General features: G+C 43.1%; 22 protein-coding genes and 1 riboswitch. Of the genes, 12 read left to right on the top strand and 10 right to left on the bottom strand.

Features of this window, described 5'->3' with window-relative positions:
* Nucleotides 1-11: 11 nt before the first annotated feature.
* A complete protein-coding gene (thiS, locus tag FTD44_RS07305) occupies nt 12-215 on the bottom strand; it encodes a sulfur carrier protein ThiS (protein ID WP_222165832.1) in 204 nt (67 codons plus the stop codon).
* A gap of 67 nt (nt 216-282) precedes the next feature.
* Nucleotides 283-380: riboswitch (TPP riboswitch) on the bottom strand.
* Between the two features lie 80 nt (nt 381-460).
* Here thiS and FTD44_RS07300 point away from each other — a divergent pair.
* The 3 genes from FTD44_RS07300 to FTD44_RS07290 are packed head-to-tail and all read left to right on the top strand — an operon-like array spanning nt 461 to nt 2,188.
* Nucleotides 461-895, top strand: coding sequence for a GNAT family N-acetyltransferase (locus FTD44_RS07300; protein ID WP_222165831.1), 435 nt, complete (start codon nt 461-463; stop codon nt 893-895).
* Nucleotides 896-936: 41 nt separating this feature from the next.
* On the top strand, nt 937-1,599 hold the full coding sequence (locus FTD44_RS07295) for an NAD-dependent epimerase/dehydratase family protein (protein WP_222165830.1): 663 nt from the start codon (nt 937-939) through the stop codon (nt 1,597-1,599).
* A 4-nt stretch (nt 1,600-1,603) separates the two neighbouring features.
* Nucleotides 1,604-2,188: a HutD/Ves family protein gene (locus tag FTD44_RS07290; protein WP_222165829.1), complete on the top strand. Its 585-nt coding sequence runs from the start codon at nt 1,604-1,606 to the stop codon at nt 2,186-2,188.
* Here the strand turns inward: FTD44_RS07290 and FTD44_RS07285 are convergent.
* On the bottom strand, nt 2,185-3,381 hold the full coding sequence (locus tag FTD44_RS07285) for a sialidase family protein (protein ID WP_222165828.1): 1,197 nt from the start codon (nt 3,379-3,381) through the stop codon (nt 2,185-2,187). The two genes, FTD44_RS07290 and FTD44_RS07285, sit on opposite strands and share 4 nt — an antisense overlap.
* A 186-nt stretch (nt 3,382-3,567) precedes the next feature.
* Between FTD44_RS07285 and FTD44_RS07280 the strand changes: the two genes are divergently transcribed.
* Together FTD44_RS07280 and fabD are read left to right on the top strand one after the other, a co-directional pair.
* Nucleotides 3,568-4,926, top strand: coding sequence for an FAD-dependent oxidoreductase (locus tag FTD44_RS07280; protein WP_222165827.1), 1,359 nt, complete (start codon nt 3,568-3,570; stop codon nt 4,924-4,926).
* A gap of 29 nt (nt 4,927-4,955) precedes the next feature.
* The gene (gene fabD / locus FTD44_RS07275; RefSeq protein ID WP_222165826.1) at nt 4,956-5,837 is read left to right on the top strand and encodes an ACP S-malonyltransferase; all 882 of its coding nucleotides are present in this window, start codon (nt 4,956-4,958) and stop codon (nt 5,835-5,837) included.
* Nucleotides 5,838-6,370: 533 nt separating this feature from the next.
* On the opposite strand, the gene FTD44_RS07270 is transcribed toward fabD, so the two are convergent.
* Nucleotides 6,371-6,661 carry a hypothetical protein gene (locus FTD44_RS07270; RefSeq protein WP_222165825.1) on the bottom strand — a complete coding sequence of 97 codons (291 nt, stop codon included), beginning with the start codon at nt 6,659-6,661 and terminating at the stop codon, nt 6,371-6,373.
* 566 nt (nt 6,662-7,227) lie between these two features.
* Nucleotides 7,228-7,794, bottom strand: a complete 567-nt coding sequence (locus tag FTD44_RS07265; RefSeq protein ID WP_222165824.1) for a cob(I)yrinic acid a,c-diamide adenosyltransferase — start codon at nt 7,792-7,794, stop codon at nt 7,228-7,230.
* Between the two features lie 62 nt (nt 7,795-7,856).
* On the opposite strand from FTD44_RS07265, the gene ispE reads away from it, so the two are divergent.
* Nucleotides 7,857-8,669, top strand: coding sequence for a 4-(cytidine 5'-diphospho)-2-C-methyl-D-erythritol kinase (ispE, locus tag FTD44_RS07260; RefSeq protein ID WP_222165823.1), 813 nt, complete (start codon nt 7,857-7,859; stop codon nt 8,667-8,669).
* Here the strand turns inward: ispE and FTD44_RS07255 are convergent.
* Nucleotides 8,662-9,327 (bottom strand): aminotransferase class IV, encoded by a 666-nt coding sequence (locus FTD44_RS07255; RefSeq protein ID WP_222165822.1) that lies wholly within the window; start codon nt 9,325-9,327, stop codon nt 8,662-8,664. The two genes, ispE and FTD44_RS07255, sit on opposite strands and share 8 nt — an antisense overlap.
* Before the next feature lie 69 nt (nt 9,328-9,396).
* On the opposite strand from FTD44_RS07255, the gene FTD44_RS07250 reads away from it, so the two are divergent.
* A complete protein-coding gene (locus FTD44_RS07250) occupies nt 9,397-9,807 on the top strand; it encodes a RidA family protein (RefSeq protein WP_129020406.1) in 411 nt (136 codons plus the stop codon).
* An 80-nt stretch (nt 9,808-9,887) separates the two neighbouring features.
* Here FTD44_RS07250 and FTD44_RS07245 read toward each other — a convergent pair whose 3' ends face one another.
* Complete coding sequence (locus tag FTD44_RS07245) at nt 9,888-10,367, bottom strand: hypothetical protein (RefSeq protein ID WP_222165821.1); 480 nt, start codon at nt 10,365-10,367, stop codon at nt 9,888-9,890.
* 142 nt (nt 10,368-10,509) lie between these two features.
* Between FTD44_RS07245 and FTD44_RS07240 the strand changes: the two genes are divergently transcribed.
* The gene (locus FTD44_RS07240; protein ID WP_222165820.1) at nt 10,510-10,773 is read left to right on the top strand and encodes a rhodanese-like domain-containing protein; all 264 of its coding nucleotides are present in this window, start codon (nt 10,510-10,512) and stop codon (nt 10,771-10,773) included.
* A 20-nt stretch (nt 10,774-10,793) separates the two neighbouring features.
* On the opposite strand, the gene FTD44_RS07235 is transcribed toward FTD44_RS07240, so the two are convergent.
* Nucleotides 10,794-13,679, bottom strand: coding sequence for a ligand-binding sensor domain-containing protein (locus FTD44_RS07235; protein ID WP_222165819.1), 2,886 nt, complete (start codon nt 13,677-13,679; stop codon nt 10,794-10,796).
* A 73-nt stretch (nt 13,680-13,752) separates the two neighbouring features.
* Entirely contained in the window at nt 13,753-14,358 is a 606-nt protein-coding gene (locus FTD44_RS07230; RefSeq protein WP_129020402.1) for a fumarylacetoacetate hydrolase family protein, read from the bottom strand.
* Between the two features lie 70 nt (nt 14,359-14,428).
* Here FTD44_RS07230 and FTD44_RS07225 point away from each other — a divergent pair, with 70 nt between their 5' ends.
* From FTD44_RS07225 to FTD44_RS07210, 4 genes are all read left to right on the top strand, one after another.
* On the top strand, nt 14,429-14,866 hold the full coding sequence (locus FTD44_RS07225; RefSeq protein WP_222165818.1) for a thioesterase family protein: 438 nt from the start codon (nt 14,429-14,431) through the stop codon (nt 14,864-14,866).
* Between the two features lie 10 nt (nt 14,867-14,876).
* Nucleotides 14,877-15,677 carry a nitrilase family protein gene (locus FTD44_RS07220; protein WP_222165817.1) on the top strand — a complete coding sequence of 267 codons (801 nt, stop codon included), beginning with the start codon at nt 14,877-14,879 and terminating at the stop codon, nt 15,675-15,677.
* 89 nt (nt 15,678-15,766) lie between these two features.
* A complete protein-coding gene (locus FTD44_RS07215) occupies nt 15,767-18,595 on the top strand; it encodes an outer membrane beta-barrel protein (protein WP_222165816.1) in 2,829 nt (942 codons plus the stop codon).
* A 23-nt stretch (nt 18,596-18,618) separates the two neighbouring features.
* Entirely contained in the window at nt 18,619-19,371 is a 753-nt protein-coding gene (locus FTD44_RS07210; RefSeq protein ID WP_222165815.1) for a GLPGLI family protein, read from the top strand.
* Nucleotides 19,372-19,434: 63 nt separating this feature from the next.
* Here FTD44_RS07210 and FTD44_RS07205 read toward each other — a convergent pair whose 3' ends face one another.
* Both FTD44_RS07205 and FTD44_RS07200 read right to left on the bottom strand, forming a co-directional pair.
* Complete coding sequence (locus FTD44_RS07205; RefSeq protein ID WP_222165814.1) at nt 19,435-19,884, bottom strand: Hsp20/alpha crystallin family protein; 450 nt, start codon at nt 19,882-19,884, stop codon at nt 19,435-19,437.
* A gap of 39 nt (nt 19,885-19,923) precedes the next feature.
* The gene (locus tag FTD44_RS07200; RefSeq protein ID WP_222165813.1) at nt 19,924-20,211 is read right to left on the bottom strand and encodes a hypothetical protein; all 288 of its coding nucleotides are present in this window, start codon (nt 20,209-20,211) and stop codon (nt 19,924-19,926) included.
* Between the last annotated feature and the right edge of the window lie 120 nt (nt 20,212-20,331).

The following is a 20,331-nucleotide window of genomic DNA, read 5'->3' as shown; positions in this document are numbered from 1 at the left end:
AAAAAGTAGTGTTACCCGCCCTGTGTTGCGGATATGATCAGGACACGATCATTTGGTTGTATATACTGTATTGCCCAATGTGGTTTGGGCACGACAATATCATTAATGGCCACAGCAATACCTTGCTGATGCTGCATTTCACGATCCAGAAGGCTTTGTACAGACAGACTTTCGGTATCGGCTTGTACTAAAACATCATTTAAAGAAAATTCCATTCCCTGAAGATTTAAGTATATAAACAATACTTTAGGAATGGCTGCAATAATGCCATGAAGGCATACGAAGACATATCTTACTTTTCCCTACGCTAGTATGAACTAGATCAGGTTCAGAGGGTAAAATCTCAGCCTGCGGTACCGCAGACACCCCTAAAGTGAATGCCAAAGGTAGACATTTTTATGAAAATCAATCAGCAGCATCAATTTTATATCTTTGCGGCAATCGCTAATTCATTTCTGATATGATTATCAAACCCGCAACCACCGCAGATTACGATAGGCTGATGCACGTTTGGGCATCGGCTGTAAAAGCCACGCATCATTTCCTTGCCGAAGAGGACTTTTTGTATTTCAAAAGCGTTATTGCAGAACAGTTTTTCCCTCAGGTGCAGTTGTACGGCCTATGGGATAAGGACGGTGTGTTACAGGCTTTCCTGGGTACTGCTGATAATAGGCTGGAGATGTTATTCGTGGAGGCCGGTGTACACGGACAAGGTTATGGTAAAACCTTATTGTATTTTGCCATTAATACCTTAGGCATCCGCAAAGTAGATGTGAATGAGCAAAATGAAGGAGCTACAGCATTTTACCTGAGTCAGGGCTTCGCCATACAGTCGAGATCTGAGAAAGACGGTATGGGTAAAGATTACCCTATACTGCATCTCAGCCTAGCCTGATTATACAGAATACCTTAACTTTAATCTAAAATAAAATAAACATGGATGTATTGATAGCAGGCAGTTCCGGGCTGGTGGGCAATGCCTTACTGACATTACTCGCCAATAGCGATCATATTGGTACCATATATGCGCTGGTACGTCATATACCCCACCTGAAGTATGATAAAGTAAAATTTGTTCTGACCGATTTCGAGAGTTTATCATCAGTATTAAAGGATATTCCTAAAGTTGATATAATCTTCTCCTGCCTGGGTACCACAAAGGCCCTGACTCCTGATAAACATCAATACCATGCTATAGAAGTAACGTATCCGGTGCAGCTTGCCGAATGGGGTGTGCAGCAAGGGGTGCAACAGTTTCATTATATCAGTGCATTAGGAGCTAAAGCCAGCAGCAGCAACCATTACCAGCAGCTGAAAGGCAAAGCAGAAAAGGAACTGGATCAGCTAAACATTCCTTCTGTGTATAAATACAGACCGGGATTATTACTGGGTAAGCGCAAGGACAAAAGAACAGGAGAAGCAGTAGCTACCGTGATGATGAAGTTGCTGCAACCAATCTTAAAAGGGAAGTGGGCGCGATACCGTGCCATAAAAGTGGAAACGGTGGCCCGTGCCATGTATTACTTATGCCTGCATGCTAAACCGGAACATAAGATCATACATAATGAAATGATCGAAACATACGGAAACCAAAACTAAATTCATGCCTGTACAGCACCTTACTGCCGATGACTATATCCTGAGCGACTGGGGCGGCGGCCAGACCTGCCAGATGTTTATATACCCCGAGCATTGCCGTTATGCCGATCGTGATTTCATTTTCCGTATCAGCTCGGCCACTATACGTGAAAGCCCTTCTACCTTTACGGTACTGGAAGATTATGATCGTATACTGGTCAGCCTGGAACAGTCTATAGAACTGGCTTTCCAGGATGCATCTTTCCTGTTAAAACCCTTTGTGCCTTTATCTTTCTCCGGGGCCGATTTTGTGAGCAGTACAGGTACTACCACTGATTTCAATGTCATGATGCGCAAGGGCACTGAAGCAAAATTAACCATACTGCACAATGAAGAACAGTACAAGATAGACCTGAACCCTGATTGCATACAGTTATGGTTTGTAGCCAAGGCTGAAAAGCCGGTAACCATCGGGGCAATGAAGCTGGCAGAAAAAGACAGTGCTGTACTTCATCACACGGAAAGCGTAACGATACACAGCACTATTGATATTGTTGCGGACAAAACCGCGATTATCTTCCAGGTAGATATGTACCTGGATAATGATTAGTTCAGTTTTACCACATCGGTTTTGATACCGATCACTTTACCTTTATCGGTCAGTTCATAAACCACCAGCATTTCCTTACCCAGGATCAGACCATTCGGATTAGCACCGGTAGCAGAGTTCTCGATCCATTTATCGTTCGACACTTTGTCTTTGCTGATAGTGCGATAACCTACTTTCATACCGGATTCTGCAGTACCTTGTCCGTAAAGGATTACTGCATTTTTGGCATCACCGGCCAGGGTAGCTGTTTTGATCGTTTCATCTTTTAAAATGAGCAATTGCTTGCCGTCCTGGTTGACCAGGCGCACACCAGGCTTACCTTCTACACCGGAATAATAAGTGATCAGGTTGGTTTTACCATAACGTAATGCAGCCGGACCTGTATGCGGACAAGCATTTACGTTCCAGTTATCGGGAAATACGGTTGCAGATGCAGACCAGGTAAGGCCATTGTCGGTCGATACCATTTTGGAAATATCACGGATATTATCTGCATTCTCACGGTAAAATACATTCAGGCGTCCCTGCTCATCGGTCAGCAGTCCCAGGTTACAGCAATCACACACAAAAGGATCGATTACCTTTTCTTCACCGAAAGTACCATTGGTGCTGGTCACCAGGCGCAGATCGCGCTCATGCGGTTTGTTCGGAATGTCTTTTAAATATACAACCGCCAGCTCATCATTAGCCATCAGTGTAGCATCATAAAAACCACGAATTACTCCCGGCTGCGGGTCCTCGTGAACCGATTTTGGTTCAGTCCAGGTCCTGCCGCCATCTTTCGATTCGGTAACAAATACCTGCAGATCTTTCGCACGGCCAGGTTTTGCCTCTCCGCTTTCACTCACCAGTTTGGCCTGCTGGTTGAAAGAGAATGTGGCAACCATATCACCATTCTTTTTGAACAAGAGTCTTGGTCTGGCCAGCCGGCCGTTCCCGATACCAGGTGAGGAATAGATCAGTTGCTTGTCAGAGAATGTTTTGCCATTGTCTTTAGAAGTTGCAAAATAATAATATACCATGCCATCGGCATCTTTTTCAGTCCAGGACATGACCACTTCTTTGTTATTATTCTGGAAGAGTGCCGGCAGGGCATATACACGTCCTTCTTCTTTCAATACAGTAGACTGGGCAAAGCTCAGAGCAGATCCCGTAAGCATCAGCATGCTCAGGGCTAAGATATATCGTTTCATATTACAACAGATTTACAATTTAGAGTGCCGCAAATTTACGGCAACAATACCCCGGACTGTGTAATAATACTGTTATAAATAGGGGCGGCAGCTAACTTTCTCCCGATTTGAAACAAAATCTATTTTTTAAAACTCTGACCTTTATCTGTATCTTAGCGTTCGCAAATAACATACATTAAAAATAATATGAATAGATCTATAACTATACTGGGTGCCGGATTGGTCGGATCGGTATTGTCTGTACTATTACGTAAAAAAGGTTATGAAGTAACTATATATGAGCGTCGTCCGGACCTGCGTGTGTCGCAGATCGGTGCTGGTCGCTCGATTAACCTGGCCATGAGTACCCGTGGATGGAAAGCTCTGGAGCTGGCGGGTTTACGTGAAGAGATCGAATCGATTGCCATACCCATGACTGGTCGTTACCTGCATCAGGACGACGGTTCTGCTGCATTCCAGCCTTATGGCAAAAACGGGGAGGCCATCTATTCTGTAAGCCGCGGCGAGCTGAATAAAAAACTGATGGACCTGGCTGAAGCCAATGGTGTAAAGATCTATTTCAACGAGACCTGCGATCATGTAGACCTGCAACATAAACAACTGCATCTTAAAGACGAGGCAGGTAATAAACACACCGTAGATTATGATCTGCTGTTTGGTGCAGACGGGGCATTCTCTGCTTTACGCAAAAGCATGACTTTGCTGGACCGTACCGATTACCAGCAATTCTATATCAACAGTGGTTATAAAGAATTATGTATTCCGCCATCTGCCAATGGCGAGTTCTGTATGGAGCATAATGCACTGCATATCTGGCCGCGTCATAACTTTATGATGATCGGTCTGCCGAATACGGATAAAAGCTTTACCTGTACTTTATTCTTCCCGTTTGAGGGTACGCCTTCATTCGACAGCCTGCAAACAGATGCCAAGATCCGTGCGTTCTTTGAACAGCACTTCCCTGATGCGGTACCAATGATGCCGACCCTGATGGAAGATTATAAAAATAATCCTACCTCTTCGCTGGTAACGGTGAAGGTGGCACCGTGGGTGTACCAGTCTTCTGCCTGCCTGATCGGAGATGCGGCACATGCCATCGTTCCGTTCTACGGACAGGGTATGAATGCGGGTTTTGAAGATTGTTCGGTATTATTCGAATTACTGGAGCAGCATGGTGATAACTGGGATGCGATCTTACCGGCTTTCCAGCAATCACGCAAACCTAATGCGGATGCGGTAGCCGAACTGGCACTGAATAACTTTATCGAAATGCGTGATAAAGTTGCTGATCCTAAATTCCTGGAGCGTAAGAAGATCGAGAAAGACCTGGGTATCCGTTTTGCCGGCCGCTTCAATTCTGTATATGAAATGGTGAGCTTCAGTCATACGCCTTATGCTTTTGCCTTAAATGCTATGGCCGCTCAGGACTGGTTACTGGGCAAGATTATGGAGCAGGGCGATTACTTTCAAAATATAGAAAATGCTACTTTTGCAGCAGGACTGGAAGAGTGGGTAAAAGAATATGAGGGAAAAGTAAACGCATAATCAATAAATATAAATACACAACAATAAATATGAAGCACGCATTTGTATTCCCAGGTCAGGGTGCACAATTCTCCGGTATGGGGAAGGCCTTGTATGAGCAAAATGAGCAGGCTAAAGCCCTTTTTGAACAAGCGAATGAGATCTTAGGATTCCGTATTTCCGATATCATGTTTTCCGGTTCTGAAGAGGAACTGAAACAAACCAAAGTAACGCAACCGGCAGTATTTTTACATTCTGTAATTGCCTTCCTGACCACACCGGATCTGAAACCGGATATGGTTGCAGGCCACTCCCTGGGCGAATTTTCTGCTCTTGTTGCCTGTGGTGCATTACAGTTTGAAGATGCACTGAAGCTTGTTGCTAAACGTGCTGCAGCCATGCAGAAAGCCTGCGAATTACAACCGTCTACTATGGCGGCGGTACTGGGTCTGGATGATGCTAAGGTAGAAGAAGTAGTGGGTAATATTATTGATGAAGTTGTAGTACCTGCCAATTATAACTGCCCTGGTCAATTAGTGATCTCTGGTAGTGTGCCGGGTATTGACAAAGCTTGTGAAGCACTGAAAGCGGCTGGTGCCAAAAGAGCGTTGGTCCTGCAGGTAGGTGGTGCATTCCACTCTCCTTTAATGGAACCTGCAAGACTGGAATTACAGGAGGCGATTGAGTCAACTCAGTTCCAGACACCAAACTGCGCGATCTATCAGAATGTAGATGCACAACCCTATACCGATCCGGCACAAATCAAAGAAAACCTGATCAACCAACTGACGGCTCCGGTACGCTGGACGCAAACCGTACAGAATATGGTGGCTGACGGGGCTACACAGTTTACTGAAGTAGGTCCTGGTGCGGTTTTGCAGGGATTAGTGAAGAAGATACATAAAGAGGCAACAACTGCCGGAATTAACTAATATTATCTTTCCATAAAAAGCCCCGGTGACTAATTGTCGCCGGGCTTTTTTATGGAACATATTTTATTAGTTTAAAATTAATTTAATCTCCATATCCAAAGAAGATGTCATTAAAGCTTTTGATTTCAATATTGTAAACTATTCTTGAATGTAGAAAGGTTGTTTTTTCATATTGCTCTATGGTTCGGCAGCTTGGCGAAGGAGTGTAAAAGGAAGCACGAATGTTCAATTTAGCACCGACGTTAGCAAAACTATTTTTTATTTACTAATAAACTTTTTCAGCAAATAAAAATGGTTTTTGCAGATGAGGAAGCCGAAACTTTCAATTAGCCGTTACTCCGCTCTTTTGCCCTTGTTGGCCGGAATCTTATTTTTAATTAAACCAAAAAAATAAAAAACTATAGATATAATAGCACATTCAATATATTTATTCACGCTATTTGTTTCTTTAAATAAAGATATATCATAAAATAAACCATGTAACCCAAGTATTGTCAAAAAGTATATTATTAATTTAAACATGTTTATCTATTTTATAAATACTTAGCGAGTCGTTTCATTAAAGAAAATTCTAATGCTGTTCCTAAACCTGCTTTCATTCTTTCCTTTGGAGTTGGTAGTTCATCCCAAAGCCATGCTTTACCCCATCCATATAAATATCCAATACAATCTGCTTGAACTATGGCCGTAATAGAAGGAGGCGCTTCTAATCCACCAGGGTTATTGTTATTGTTTGTCGGAGACCAAAGTTTAGAAGAGTACAACGCAATAAAAATCATACCTCCCGCTAAATCACCTTCATTTGCAATCCAAGTATTGCTCATGAAATCTTTTGACAGTACTTCAATATTATTAGTTAAGTATTCACTTTGTTTATTGAAGTCATTAATTAAATAAGAATTATTAAATATTTCTTTTAATCTGTTAATGTATATAAGTTCTTTAAAGCTTACTTTATTTTTAAGTTCATCTAATCTAGTAGACCAAAATTGATCGGGGCTATTATATATTTTGTCTTTTATTACATCTGTTAAAATATCAGCATTATTTAAAGAGGGTTACCACCATTAACATCAATCTCAAGAATCGAAGTAAAATCTCTTGGATTTATATTTTAATATAGTTGCTCAAAAGTCTGTTAGTATTGAGTTTTAGGTCTTAGCTTTTGATTTTCTTAGGAATAGTTTCGGTTCGTTGATTTCTGCCAACTTTAAAATTTATTTATACTTCAAAAGTAGCAACCAAATAAAACAAAGTGCAACCAGACGTACTAACTTAAGTACTGTATTTATGGTTTGCCTTAGCATAATAAGCTTCACTCCCCCATACTTTTGTTATGTAAAAAGCGGAGACCAATAAATTGATCTCCGCTTTCTTTAAAATATAATGATTATGCATTCAGTCTCGGTCTCCACGGAATCTCTTTCCCTCCTTGTTTATGCACAATATAGCGTGCCAGTACAAACAAGAAGTCAGACAGGCGATTGAGGTATTTCAAGACATCTTCTGCAACAAACTCATTCGTACTTTGCATATGCACACATATACGCTCTGCCCTGCGGCATACACAACGGGCAATGTGAAAGGTACTGGCGGCAATACTGCCACCCGGCAATATAAATGATTTCATTTGCGGCAGTTCATCATCCATCTCATCAATACGCTGTTCCAGCCAGCTGATATCTTCTGCATGCAGATCGGGTAATTTTTGTTTGGGTGCTTTTTCCGGATCGGTAGCCAGACTGGCTCCTACAGTGAATAAACGATCTTGTATCTCCAGTATCCATTCATTGATCTGCTCATCGCTTAACTGGTCTGTACCCAGTCCCAGATAGGAGTTCAGCTCGTCTACAGTTCCGTATGCTTCTATCCTGATGCTGTCTTTACCTACTCGTGTGCCGCCGATAAGACCAGTAGTCCCTTTATCGCCGGTTTTGGTATATACTCTGAATGCCATGTTTTCTAATTTAGAATTTCAAATTTATGAATAAATTTGTGCTTGTATCCTAAAGACTTTTTATGCTCAGTTTCCCGAATGCCAAGATCAACATAGGCCTGTTTGTTACCGAAAAACGGCCTGACGGATACCATAACCTGGAGACGGTTTTCTATCCCGTTCCGATCAAAGATGTACTGGAGATCTTACCAGCCGATGAAATGGAGATGAAGATACACGGACTGGATATAGCCGGTGAGCAGCACAATAACCTGGTATGGAAAGCCTGGACATTATTACAACAGGACTACCCGGAACAGGTAAGCCCGGTAAGCATACACCTGCTGAAACATATACCAATGGGGGCCGGCATGGGTGGTGGCTCTGCCGACGGGGCTTTTATGCTGTGCCTGTTAAATGACTTTTTTGAGCTTGGACTGAATGCTCCTACACTTAAGGATTATGCACTGCGCCTGGGTAGTGATTGCCCTTTCTTCATTGATAATAAACCGAGCTTTGCCTCGGGCAGGGGAGAAGTATTAAGCCCGATATCTTTAGACCTTAGCCAATACAGCCTGCAGGTGATCTGCCCCGGGCTGCACATCAGTACTGCTACTGCATTTGGACAGTTGGTGCCGAAACCGGCATCATTTGATCTGCGCACATTGTCTGCACTTCCGGTCAGTGAATGGCATAAACAGGTACATAATGATTTTGAACCGGCGATATTTGCCGTACATCCGTTACTGGAGCAGATCAAAGCGCACCTGTACAGCGCTGGAGCTGTTTATGCATCAATGAGTGGTACGGGATCTACGATCTATGGTTTTTTTGAAAAAGACATTCAGGCTGACCTGTCTTATTTTACGGGCCTGCGTCATTATTATTTCAGATAGGAAAGTTCTGGATGATATATTCCTGTATACCTACCCGGTTTACAGGTAGTATTCCTCTTAATGCATTACATACCCATACCGCTTTCGCAGTCTGTAATATTTCTGGATAGAGTACCGCTTCACGGACATAGTCCTTTTCCAGCAGGTAGCCTCTCATGACTCCGGCTATACAACCTTCTCTTTCGGCGGGGGTAAACAATACATCAGTATCGGGATCCTGCCAGATAATATTGTAAATGGCAGTTTCTACCCAATGTCCTTTTTCATTAGGAATAAGTACATCATCGCAGTGCTGCTGCACTGCCTGTGCCTGTGCCTGCACATAAATACCCCTGTCCGTCGTTTTCAGTCCTGTAGCGAGGGCACTGCTTATGACCAGGTCTGTAGCAATGCCCAGCTGTACGACCCGGTCAAGCTCCCGGGTAAAGGCACTGAGTGTCACTTCTGCACCGGTTTCGCTAAGCTCCAGTCTTACTTTTTGCGGCATATTGGTACCCTGTTGTATCCGGTGCATGATCAGCTCACGGATCATGTCTTCGTCTGCGTCGAGGCCATAATGTATGATACCTTTTTGCAGGCGGCGCAGATGATAGGGCCACAAGACGATAGTATGTCCATCCCAGTACATGGTTTCTACTAATGCCGGAATCTGTTTCATACACTCTAAATTAAATAATTTACCAGGTTTATTATCTTTGTTCTTTTAAAATCAAAATAATTTAGCATTATGTCTGAAAAAATATCGACCGACAAAGCGCCGAAACCGGTAGGTCTGTACCCTCATGCCCGCAAAGTAGGCAACCTGTTGTTCCTCTCCGGCATCGGTCCGCGTACGACTACTGACGAAATTCCCGGATTGAAGCTGGACAAAAACGGCAACTTCCTGGAATTTGACTTTGAAGCGCAATGCCGTAGCGTATTTGAGAACATTAAGGTAGTGCTGGAAGAGAGTGGCAGCAGCTGGGACAAGCTGGTAGATGTTACCGTATTCCTGGTGAATATGAAGCGTGATTTTGCTACTTATAACCGCATTTATGCGGAGTATTTTAAAGACAATCAGCCTTGCCGTACCACAGTAGAGATCAACTCTCTGCCTACCCCGATCGCAATTGAGCTGAAGTGTATTGCCACGATTTAATTAACATTATTACATAAAAAGAGGAAGGCTGTAGCAATGCTACAGCCTTCCTCTTTTTATGCTTATTATTGATTCTGGTTCTATTTCAGTAAAAGGCTGGATAACACGCTGGCCGCTCCTGTAGACAGGTTATTGCCACCGCTTAATGCTCCTAATAATGAGCTGGTGCTTCCTTTAGATCCGCCCAGGCCAAGTAATTTAGCATATTGTGCGGCGGTCATCAACGTTTTCAGGCTACTAAGGGTTCCTGTATTGATTCCTAATAATTTGGATGCATATGATGCCATATTAGAATTGGCCAGTGATGAGATGCTATTCGTACCGGTAATATGCTTGGTAAAGATGTTCATCAGTTTACCGTTCTGCGCGGTATTCAGGCCCAGGGTTTTGGTGAGGACACCGGATATTTCTTTTGCTGTAGCGGCAACATTGCCGATCTTCTGTACCGTTTTTACCGCTCCGGCAGCAGAAGCTACTGTATTCAGCAGGTTGTTCTGCGCAAAGGTATGTACACTGCCGCCGCCAATCAGTAAGGCTGCGATGAATAATGCTTTTTTCATTGTAATTATTTTTGTGTTACAAAGATAATTATCCTGCCATTTGCATTACTTACCAAAATGTGATTAACATATTAATAAATACGATCGGCGTTCTACATTTTCACTGATGATTAACCTGTAACTTGCGGCAAAAATTACAACAATGAGTCATTCTTTTAAAACGATTGTAGATGTGCGTACGGTTGAGGAATACCGCGAAGGGCATGCGGCGGGCAGTATTAATATCCCCCTACATGAACTCACTGGCAGACTGGATGAAATCAAGGCTATGGAGCAACCACTGTTACTATGCTGTGCAAAGGGTATACGCAGCGGGCAAGCTGCAGCTTACCTGCATCAACTGGGTATTGATTGTGCCAATGGCGGCAGCTGGCAGGCGGTACAGGACTATATTTCAAAGCAATAATGCACTGCAAAAGCAGTGCATTATTTTTTAAAGCTGTATTTAAACATGCGTAATCGTATGGTAGTGCCCTCTCCGGCATGACTGATGATACTGAGCTTACCCTTTATGGCCCTTGCACGATTGTGCATATTCTTTAAGCCATTACCACCGGTACTGTTTTCAGGATCGTAGCCTTTACCATCATCGGAGAGCTCCAGTACAACGCTGCTGTCTATATCTTCATAAAAGCGCAGGTATATATTTTCTGCTCCGGCATATTTAATAGCATTATTAATCGCCTCTTTAAAGATCAGGATCAGATTGCGGCTATAATCAAGCGGCATCTTTACATCAAACCTGATCGGTGGTTCCTCTTCTATGTGCAGGCGAATGCCGGTATCTTCCAGTATTGCTGAAGCATTCTGCTGTATACGCAGAAGGGCCTCTTTCAGGAAATTGCTTTCTCTCTGCAAAGACCAGATAATATCTTTTGATCCGTGGTAGAGCGATTGTGTATTGTTCCTGATCTGCGACAGTATATCGCCCAGTTCGGTCTGCCCCGAGACCTTGCGCTCTGCCATCATGGTCAGTAGATTGATACGGGTAATCTTGTTGCCAATCTCATCATGAAAATCTTCTGCTGTACGCTGCCGTACCTTGTTCTGCTCTTCCTCTCTCAGTCTCATTTCCCATTGGCGGCGCGCCTCTTTCTTACGGCTGTACCAGTATATAATATAGGCAATCAATATACCCAGTAACAAGCTGACAAATGCTTTGAATATGGTAGTCTGGTAGAATATAGCTTTGATCGTAAACGGATACCGGTATGCATTTTCTGTCCAGTTACCATTCTCATCAGATGCATATACAATAAAGGTGTACTGACCGGGAGGCAGGCTGGTATATACTACAGAGGTCTGCTTGGTCTCCACAAAATTAGGATCAGCACCCTCAAGTTTGTAACGATATTCTATACGCTCAGGAGAGGAGAGGGAAATAGCCCGGAAAGAAAAAGTGAGGTTATTCTGATTATGGTCAAATACAGGCTGATAGGGTATACGAAGATAAGGTATGGTACTATCGCTGTATTTTCCGGTTGGGATATTTTTGGAAAACAACTGTACATTGGTTAGGGTAACAAATGGCGTGCTGCTAAATGTTTTCTCTTTTCGTTTGTTGTACATGTACAAACCTTTGGTAGTACCGAACCATATATTCCCTTCAGCATCCTGGAAAGATGCTCTTTCATTACTTTCAGCACCGGACAGTCCTTCTGTCTTTCCATAGCTTTTGAGCTGATAGGTGCCCGACTCAGAAAACCGTATACGGTCTATACCACAACCGGTTCCTGCCCATAGCATATTGTCTGAATCAATCAGCAGATTATACACATAATTGCAACTGAGTCCGTCATCATGACTTATTGTATAGATTCTGCCTGTCTGGTATTCATACACAACGATACCATTATCATCTGTACCTATATAAAGTCGCTGTGCATTACCGGTCATACATTGCACCCTCAGCATCTGCAGTCCTTTCAGACTATCTGTTGCGCCGGTAAGCAGGTTATATTTCAGCAACCCTTTTTTGGTACCCAGGATGATGGTTTCTTTATCGTAGGCAATCAGTCTGCGGTAGGGCCCTTGCTTCACCAGCCTCAGGCTATCCTGATCTATAACACAAAGCCCCTCACCATTCGTACACCATACTTCGTCATTAATGGTTGTCCAATCGGTGATGAACGGAATGGATTTAGTACCGATCTGCTTCAGCGTGCCGTTGTGTGCATTCCAGAGTCCGCGGTAGGTTGCATAATATGTACCGCGATCGTGGTCATCATAAATAGAGATGATGCTGGTGGCAAAGTTAGGAAGCGGAGTCTGGGTAATGGTATTGGTCTGATCATCGAAGCGGAAAATGCCATGATAGGCAGTGCTCAGGATAAGATCTTTTCCGCGCTGAAAAATGCTGATGATGCTTTTGGCAAAAGGAATCTGTGTATTGTCGAATATTTTGAACGGGCTGTCTGAGTACTTAAAAATACCACTCCCGTTAGTCCCCAGCCATATATTGTTTGTATTGTCTATAAAGATTGAGAGCGTTTGCTCATCGGTATACCCATTACTTGCATTCAGTTTTACAAAACCATGCGTATCATCATAGAACCATAATCCATTACCTACAGCGATCCATATATGCTCATTCTGATCTACTACAATCTTGGTAGCAAGTGTGGTAATATCAAAACCGGGCAGATCATTAGTCAGTAATTGCAGGGAACGATCGTTCACCAGATACAGACCCGTTGTGGTCAGTATATACATTTTACCACTGTACTTAGACTGATACACCGAGAGGCAGAACCCGTCCGGCACCTGGTCTGTAAGTGGTTGCCATTGATTATTGATAAACCTGAAAACTCCTTTCTGCAGATAGCATACGTGTATATACCGCTGCTCATCGAGGAACATAGAGGTTATAATGCCATCTGTTGGCACCAGTTCAAACCGGTCTCCTCTGAAGATATAGATCTTATTACCGGAGCGCAGCCATACCCGATTCTGGTTATCAACTTTTATATCATTGATCAGACTTGTTTCTGAATGCGGGTCCAGAGTATAAGACTTAAAATGTAGCCCGTCGAACCGGCAAATGCCCTCTGCAGTACCGATCCAGGTAATTCCGTTCGGTGCAAATCCGATAGCGGTAACGGTATTACTGATCAGACCATCGGCACGGGTATACGTCTTAAACTCGCTTCCGTCAAAAACGGACAGTCCGCCAAAAGTACCCACCCATAGACGATTGAGCGGATCCTGTACCATAGCCAATGCCTGCGACTGCACCAATCCGTTCTCTGTATTATAGTTCTGTAAGGCATAGCGCTGGGCCCGGCTCAGGGTAGTACCGGATATAAAAAACAAAAGCAGCCCGAAAAAAACGAGCTGCCTGTAAAATCGGTATGACCGAACGCCTGTCATGTGATCAGTTTAAATATTAGATGATAGTCAACTTCAGGAGCTCTTCTCCGTTCAGTTTTCCTACCAGTTCATCGTATGGTAAAACCGGACCTACGCCTTCCGGGGTACCGGTAAAGATCAGGTCTCCCATCTGAAGAGTGAAATATTTGGATACATAATTCACGATCTTATCAAAAGAGAAAATCATATTATCCGTATTGCCGGACTGTACCTTTTCTTCATTCTGGTATAATTCAAACGGTACATTCTTCATATCCTTAGGAATATCTACAAAATCGCCGACGACACAGGAGCCGTCAAATGCTTTTGCCAGTTCCCAGGGTAATCCCTGCTTTTTTAATTTTTGTTGTAGATCCCTTGCAGTAAAATCGATACCGATTGTCCACTTATCGTAATAATTACGTGCATGGCGCTCAGCAATATTTTTACCATTCTTGCTGATTCTCAATACTACTTCAGCCTCATATTGCAGATCATCCGTAAACTCCGGATAATGCACAGGGTAACTTTGGTGTACTAAAGCGGTTTTAGGCTTCAGGAAAATTACAGGGCTACTCGGTATCTCGTTTTTTAATTCTAAAACATGGGCTACATAGTTGCGACCAATACAGATAATTTTCATTTTTTGTTTTTACTAGTGGGTTTGTAGGCACGAAATTAACTATTTTTACAGATGTTGCAACAACAACGCCATGTCTAGAGTAAAAATTATTTTTCCTGATCGTAGTGCAGATTTTGAAACGGCACTGTCTGTTAGAGTTACAGACATCAATTACGGCAACCATCTGGCCAATGATAAACTGGTAGCCCTGCTGCATGAAAGCCGCGTACTGATGCTTTCCGCATGGGCTTATACTGAGTTTGATATTGAGGGTGCAGCCCTTATCCAGTCTGATCTTATGGTACGTTACCGTAATGAGGCATTCCTGGGAGACCTGCTGCATTTTGAATTATTTTTAACAAATTTCACCTCCCGTTCATTTGACCTCTTATACCGGATCAGTACCCTGCGTGAGGGTAATATGGTGCTTATTGCTGAAGCAAAGGTTGCACTGGTCTGCTTCGACTATAATACCCGTACCACCACAACTGTACCTGAAATATTTGCCCAAAAATACCGGAACCTTTAATTAACCCGCCATGCAAGCCCTTACCTTAAGCCTTATACAAACCGAACTTCATTGGGAAAATCGTGATGCAAATCTCGACATGTTCCGGCAACTTATGGATCAGGTGCCGGCAAGTGCCCATGTGATCGTACTCCCGGAAATGTTCTCTACAGGATTCTCCATGGACCCACAGAAGCTGGCTGAGCCTATGGATGGTTATACCGTATCTTGGATGAAGCAAGAGGCAATGCAGCGGCGTAAAATAATAGCCGGTAGTATTATTATAGAAGAAGAAGGGCATTTTTACAACCGCCTGATATGGATGCAGCCAAACGGCATTGCATATCATTATGATAAGAAGCATCTGTTCGGATTTGCCGGTGAAGATGCATTTTATACCGCCGGCAGTAATAAGGTTATCGTTCAGGTGAATGGCTGGAAGATCAACCTGCAGATCTGTTACGACCTGCGTTTTCCTGTATGGGCAAGACAAAATCCGCCGAACGTGCACCAGGAAGAAGGCCCCTCTTATGATGTCCTGCTGTATGTAGCCAACTGGCCGGAACGGCGCATTAAAGCCTGGGATACATTACTTGCTGCAAGGGCTATAGAGAACCAGTGCTTTGTAATCGGTGTAAACCGCATCGGCAATGATGGCAATGACATTTACCATAATGGCAGCAGCTCGCTGATCGATCCATGGGGTGAGGTATTGTGGAACTGTACCGACCGACAAGAAATATTTACTTATACCCTTGATAAAGAAGCACTGCTGTCTGCACGTACACGTCTTCCTTTCCTTAAGGACAGTGACTCTTTTATTATTTTATAAGCTTTTCGGGATTAATTGCATACTATTGTGAATTAACATTGCGTTTTCCACGTATAGCTACATTTACCGAATTGTTATTATAATCGCTTATGCAATTAAGATCTTTACTGCTACTGCTTACTTTTCTATGTCCTTTCTGGTCACAGGCCCAGGACGCTTATACGATTGAGGGTAAGATTATTGATACCGCATCCATGATGAATATGGGGTATACCAGTATCAGTGTTATTAACCAATCAGATTCTCTCTTACAGGATTTCACCCGTGCCAATGAGGAAGGCATATTCAGGCTGACAGTGCCTCAGAAAGGTAATTACCTGCTGATCTATGCACATCCTACCTTCGCCAATTTCATCGGAGAGGTAAAGGTGGATGAAATCAAAACAGATGTAGGTGAGGTACCTATGATCTCCAAACAAAACTTATTACAGGAAGTAATCGTTACCGATGCACGGGCTATCGTCATTAAAGGTGATACGGTCGAGTATGCTGCTGATAGCTTCAAAGTGAGGCAATTTGCTACGGTGGAAGAACTGCTGAAAAAGCTGCCTGGTATTGAAGTGGATCAGAAAGGAAATATAACCGCACATGGTGAGAAGGTGCAGAAGATGCTCGTAGACGGGGATGAATTTTTTGCAGATGATCCTGCTGTATTATCCAAAATGCTGCGTGCTGCTGCTGTAGATAAGGTACAGGTATTTGATAAAAAAACAGAAGAAGCGCAATTGACCGGAATTGATGATGGTACCAAAATCAAAACCATCAACCTGACCCTGAAAGAAAATGCCAAGAGTGGCTATTTCGGAAAAATTATCCTGGGTGGTGGTTTACCGAAGTATTACGAAAACCAGCTTATGGTCAGCGCATTTAAAAATAAACGCAAGATTGCGGCATATGCCATTACCAGTAACACTAATAATGTGGGACTGGGCTGGAATGACGCTTCTAAATATGGTGGCGGCGGTGCTATGATGAGTATGGGTGATGGTGACGGTGAGGAAGGTATGATGATGATGACTTCCGGCGGTGGCGGTAATGAGCTGGGCGGATATAACGGAACCTTCAGCGGAGAAGGGTTGCCGAGAAGTATCAATGGTGGTGTACACTACAGTAACAAATTCGGCGCAAAAGACCAGGTAAACCTCAGTACTGACTACCGGGTAAATAGCTACCAGCTGGAAGTATCGAAGAACACCCGTACACAATATATCATGCCGGATACACAGTATGTCAACAATACTACTGCGTACAGCAAAAGCAGCAACTTACTGAACTCTCTTAACGGTCGTGCAGACATTACCATTGATTCATTGAGCAATCTGGTGGTTACGGCTAAAGGAAGCATAAACCAGGCCAAAACCAACAGCCTGAATACAGCTAACTATACCGATATGGACGGCAACCTGATCAATGACAGCCGTACTGAAAATAACAATACCAGTACCACAGCCAATGCTAGTCTGGACGTTTCTTACCGGAAAAAATACAAGGTACAGGGCCGGTCTTTTTCTGCCACGCTGAACGGAAGTTACATGCAGCGCAATGCAGATGGCTCTTTCCTGTCTGAAAATAATTTCTACACCACCGGTACTGCACAGACGTTCAATCAACGCAAAACAGATAGTACGCTGAACCTGCAGACCAATCTTCGCTTCACCTATACTGAGCCGCTGATCAAGGACAAGATGTACCTGGTCCTGAATGCATACAGTAACTATATAAAAAACACAGCATCAAACCTGAGCTTTGACCGGGTACCGGGTGGAGAAGTGGACACCTTAAATGCAACCTACAGCAGTGATTATGATTATAGTATATGGACCAATTCTGCAGGTGCTAACCTGCGGTATAACATCAGCAAGCAACTGAAGTTTAACTTCGGTGGTAATGTTGCCTATGCACAATATCAGAATACCAACAATTTCAGCGGAGCAGAATTTTCCCGGAATTACCTGAACTTCTTTCCAAGGGCTTCTCTGAACTTTAGCAGGAACCGTTCTCTGAATGTAGGATTTAACTACAATGGTTCTACTTCACAACCTCGTATAGACCAGATTCAGGTTATGGTACAAAATACCGACCCCTTGAATATCCGTCTGGGTAATCCTGACCTGGTTCAGGCATTTAACCATAGCTTCTCCGTTAATTTTAACCAGTATAAAATGCTTTCTGAAACATACTTCTACGGTAATGTCCGTTACAGTTTTACACAGAATGCATTCAGTCAACGACGCGACATTACACCGGAAGGCGTAAATACTTATCAAACGATTAACTTGAACGGCAACTGGAATACAGGTGTGTATGGCGGTTACTCCACAAAAATAAAACCGATAAAAACCAGAATGGGTATAGGCCTTAATGGTAATTACAACAACAGTAACAGCTACCTGAATAGTGTACTGAATACCTCCCGCAATACCTCTGTGGGTCTAAGATTGGATCTGGACTATTATAAAGATTCCGTTATTGAACTGAGCTATAACATAAGCCCGACATATAATATCAGCAGCAGTTCTGTAAATACACTGGCGGTTAATAAGTTTCTGATGACCAGACAGGAGTTTGAGGCTGTATATACTTTCTGGAAAGGTATTGAGTTGGGTTTCAGCTTTAACTGGTTGCTGCGGGAAAAAACGGATGCCCAGGACAAGAACAATAACATCTTCCTGGCCAATGCATTCCTCAGCAAATCGATTCTGAAGAATCGCTCTCTGAACATCCGACTGGAGGGCAATGACCTTTTTAACCGTAATGTCGGTTTCTCCAGAAGCGCTTATGATAACTATATTACAGAATCAACCTACAACAACATCAGAAGATACTTCCTGCTGAAACTGGCTTGGAACTTCACGTACAGCAAAGCAGCTTCAGGTAAGACTCCTGGCAATACAGAAACAGAAGAATCAAACGATTAATGTTTAGTAAGAAAATAAAACACATGAAAGGATTATTACTGATGGTCTGTGCATTGCTGATGGTATCTGTTCGCAGTACCGCCCAGTTCACCTCCTCCGGCTCTATCGAATACCTCAAGACGACAAATGTACGATTGGGTATGCAGCTGGAAATGGACGACGATGAAGACAGTGAATTTATGAAAGAGTACATTAAGAAGCTGCCTAAGAACAAGACAGTCTTTTTCAAAATGGACTTTGACAAAAAAAAGAGCACGTACTTTTATGACAAAGACGGCCCTGAGAAAATACCGATGTGGGGTGGAAAAGACCCTGCCGGTGAGAATATCGTGCTCAAGAGTTTTACGGACAAGACCATTGCTGCACAAAAGGAAGTGTATGATAATACCTATATCGTAAAAGACAGCTTACCAAAATATCAATGGAAAATTCTGGATGAAATGCGGCCTATTGCCGGCTATAATTGCCGAAAGGCCACAACGGTGATTGATGACTCTGTAGTTGTAGTTGCTTACTATACCGAGCAGATCATGGTCAGCGGGGGACCGGAATCATTTGGGGGCCTGCCGGGTATGATCCTGGGACTGGCCATACCGAGGTTATATACCACCTGGTTCGCCACAAAAGTCAGCAACGTACAGCTTCACGAAAATGAGGTAAAGAAGATAGGAAAAGGGAAAGAGATCAATAACGAACAATTGTTTAAAGTACTGCAACCAAGATTGAAAGAGTGGGGTAAATACGGCACTAATATATTGTGGAAAATAAGAATCTAAAATAGGATGGGCGCGGCAATTGCCGCGCCCATCCTATTTTGCTGCGTGAATAGTATTTTAGGATTAAAGCACCTGAATCTCCTGTGCCGGTTTATTGGTTTCCGGATTTTTAGGTAATGTGATTTTCAGTACTCCATCAGTATAACTTGCACTGATCTGGTCAGTAAGTACTTTACCATTCAGCTGGAAGGCGCGCTCAAAAGAAGCCGGCTGGTACTCTTCGTAGATAAAGCTGTTGCCACTGCCTTGCTCAGGAGCTTTGTATGCAACCGTCAGGATATCTCCTGCTCCTACCGAAATCTGGAATGATTCTTTTTTAAGTCCGGCCGCGAACAGGCTGATCTCAAAACCATTTTCTGTTTCTGCGATATTGGCTGCGGTACGCTGACCGAAACCCTGCATCCATGGTGCTTTCATGCCGAAGCGTTCTTCAAATTTTTTACCGAAATCACCTTTACAGTTTTTAAAGCGGTTCCAGTTATGATCGTTTGCGAATGATTGTCTATTGAACATTTTGAAATTGTTTTTGAAATTAAAGATGTGTTGTTATAATTAGCGGATTGGAACAATGGTTAATGGCGCGGCCGTCTTGTAAGGACTTACCGGAGCATCGTAACCGGCAAATTCCTGAGGCATAATACCTTGTTGCGGACCATCTGTTTTCCATTTACCCCTGAACCTGTTTTTACCCATGATCTTCCCGGCGAGGAATACCAGTCCGGCGATAGCTACTACAGCCAGCAACAGTTTGAACACAATAAACAGTACAAATGAAGCGGCACCGATAAGCAGGGTTACAGCCAGCAGACGGGGCAGTATAAAACGCAGTTTACTTTTCATAATTTTTTTAGTTTTTTAAAAAATTTATTATCGATCGATTTGTATTGAAGACGGCCATCATTCTGTTTTACTTTACTATTTCTAAAGTTTTTTTCTTTTTCTTTTTCATACATCAGAATG

It is taken from the genome of Edaphocola aurantiacus (genome assembly GCF_019797745.1).
GTDB lineage: Bacteria > Bacteroidota > Bacteroidia > Chitinophagales > Chitinophagaceae > Edaphocola > Edaphocola aurantiacus.
The sequence above is the reverse complement of the archived record's forward strand: the minus strand, read 5'-3'. Positions and strand labels throughout refer to the sequence as shown.

Excerpts from the sequence above, each read along its gene's own strand:
- FTD44_RS07220 (WP_222165817.1), top strand. The coding sequence starts at position 14,877 with ATGCAAGCCCTTACCTTAAGCCTTATACAAACCGAACTTCATTGGGAA.
- FTD44_RS07200 (WP_222165813.1), bottom strand. The coding sequence starts at position 20,211 with ATGAAAAGTAAACTGCGTTTTATACTGCCCCGTCTGCTGGCTGTAACC.
- ispE (WP_222165823.1), top strand. The coding sequence starts at position 7,857 with ATGCTCAGTTTCCCGAATGCCAAGATCAACATAGGCCTGTTTGTTACC.
- fabD (WP_222165826.1), top strand. The coding sequence starts at position 4,956 with ATGAAGCACGCATTTGTATTCCCAGGTCAGGGTGCACAATTCTCCGGT.
- FTD44_RS07300 (WP_222165831.1), top strand. The coding sequence starts at position 461 with ATGATTATCAAACCCGCAACCACCGCAGATTACGATAGGCTGATGCAC.
- FTD44_RS07240 (WP_222165820.1), top strand. The coding sequence starts at position 10,510 with ATGAGTCATTCTTTTAAAACGATTGTAGATGTGCGTACGGTTGAGGAA.
- FTD44_RS07270 (WP_222165825.1), bottom strand. The coding sequence starts at position 6,661 with ATGAGCAATACTTGGATTGCAAATGAAGGTGATTTAGCGGGAGGTATG.
- FTD44_RS07205 (WP_222165814.1), bottom strand. The coding sequence starts at position 19,884 with ATGTTCAATAGACAATCATTCGCAAACGATCATAACTGGAACCGCTTT.
- FTD44_RS07265 (WP_222165824.1), bottom strand. The coding sequence starts at position 7,794 with ATGGCATTCAGAGTATATACCAAAACCGGCGATAAAGGGACTACTGGT.
- thiS (WP_222165832.1), bottom strand. The coding sequence starts at position 215 with ATGGAATTTTCTTTAAATGATGTTTTAGTACAAGCCGATACCGAAAGT.
- FTD44_RS07255 (WP_222165822.1), bottom strand. The coding sequence starts at position 9,327 with ATGAAACAGATTCCGGCATTAGTAGAAACCATGTACTGGGATGGACAT.
- FTD44_RS07215 (WP_222165816.1), top strand. The coding sequence starts at position 15,767 with ATGCAATTAAGATCTTTACTGCTACTGCTTACTTTTCTATGTCCTTTC.
- FTD44_RS07230 (WP_129020402.1), bottom strand. The coding sequence starts at position 14,358 with ATGAAAATTATCTGTATTGGTCGCAACTATGTAGCCCATGTTTTAGAA.
- FTD44_RS07285 (WP_222165828.1), bottom strand. The coding sequence starts at position 3,381 with ATGAAACGATATATCTTAGCCCTGAGCATGCTGATGCTTACGGGATCT.
- FTD44_RS07210 (WP_222165815.1), top strand. The coding sequence starts at position 18,619 with ATGAAAGGATTATTACTGATGGTCTGTGCATTGCTGATGGTATCTGTT.
- FTD44_RS07280 (WP_222165827.1), top strand. The coding sequence starts at position 3,568 with ATGAATAGATCTATAACTATACTGGGTGCCGGATTGGTCGGATCGGTA.
- FTD44_RS07245 (WP_222165821.1), bottom strand. The coding sequence starts at position 10,367 with ATGAAAAAAGCATTATTCATCGCAGCCTTACTGATTGGCGGCGGCAGT.
- FTD44_RS07225 (WP_222165818.1), top strand. The coding sequence starts at position 14,429 with ATGTCTAGAGTAAAAATTATTTTTCCTGATCGTAGTGCAGATTTTGAA.
- FTD44_RS07295 (WP_222165830.1), top strand. The coding sequence starts at position 937 with ATGGATGTATTGATAGCAGGCAGTTCCGGGCTGGTGGGCAATGCCTTA.
- FTD44_RS07290 (WP_222165829.1), top strand. The coding sequence starts at position 1,604 with ATGCCTGTACAGCACCTTACTGCCGATGACTATATCCTGAGCGACTGG.
- FTD44_RS07250 (WP_129020406.1), top strand. The coding sequence starts at position 9,397 with ATGTCTGAAAAAATATCGACCGACAAAGCGCCGAAACCGGTAGGTCTG.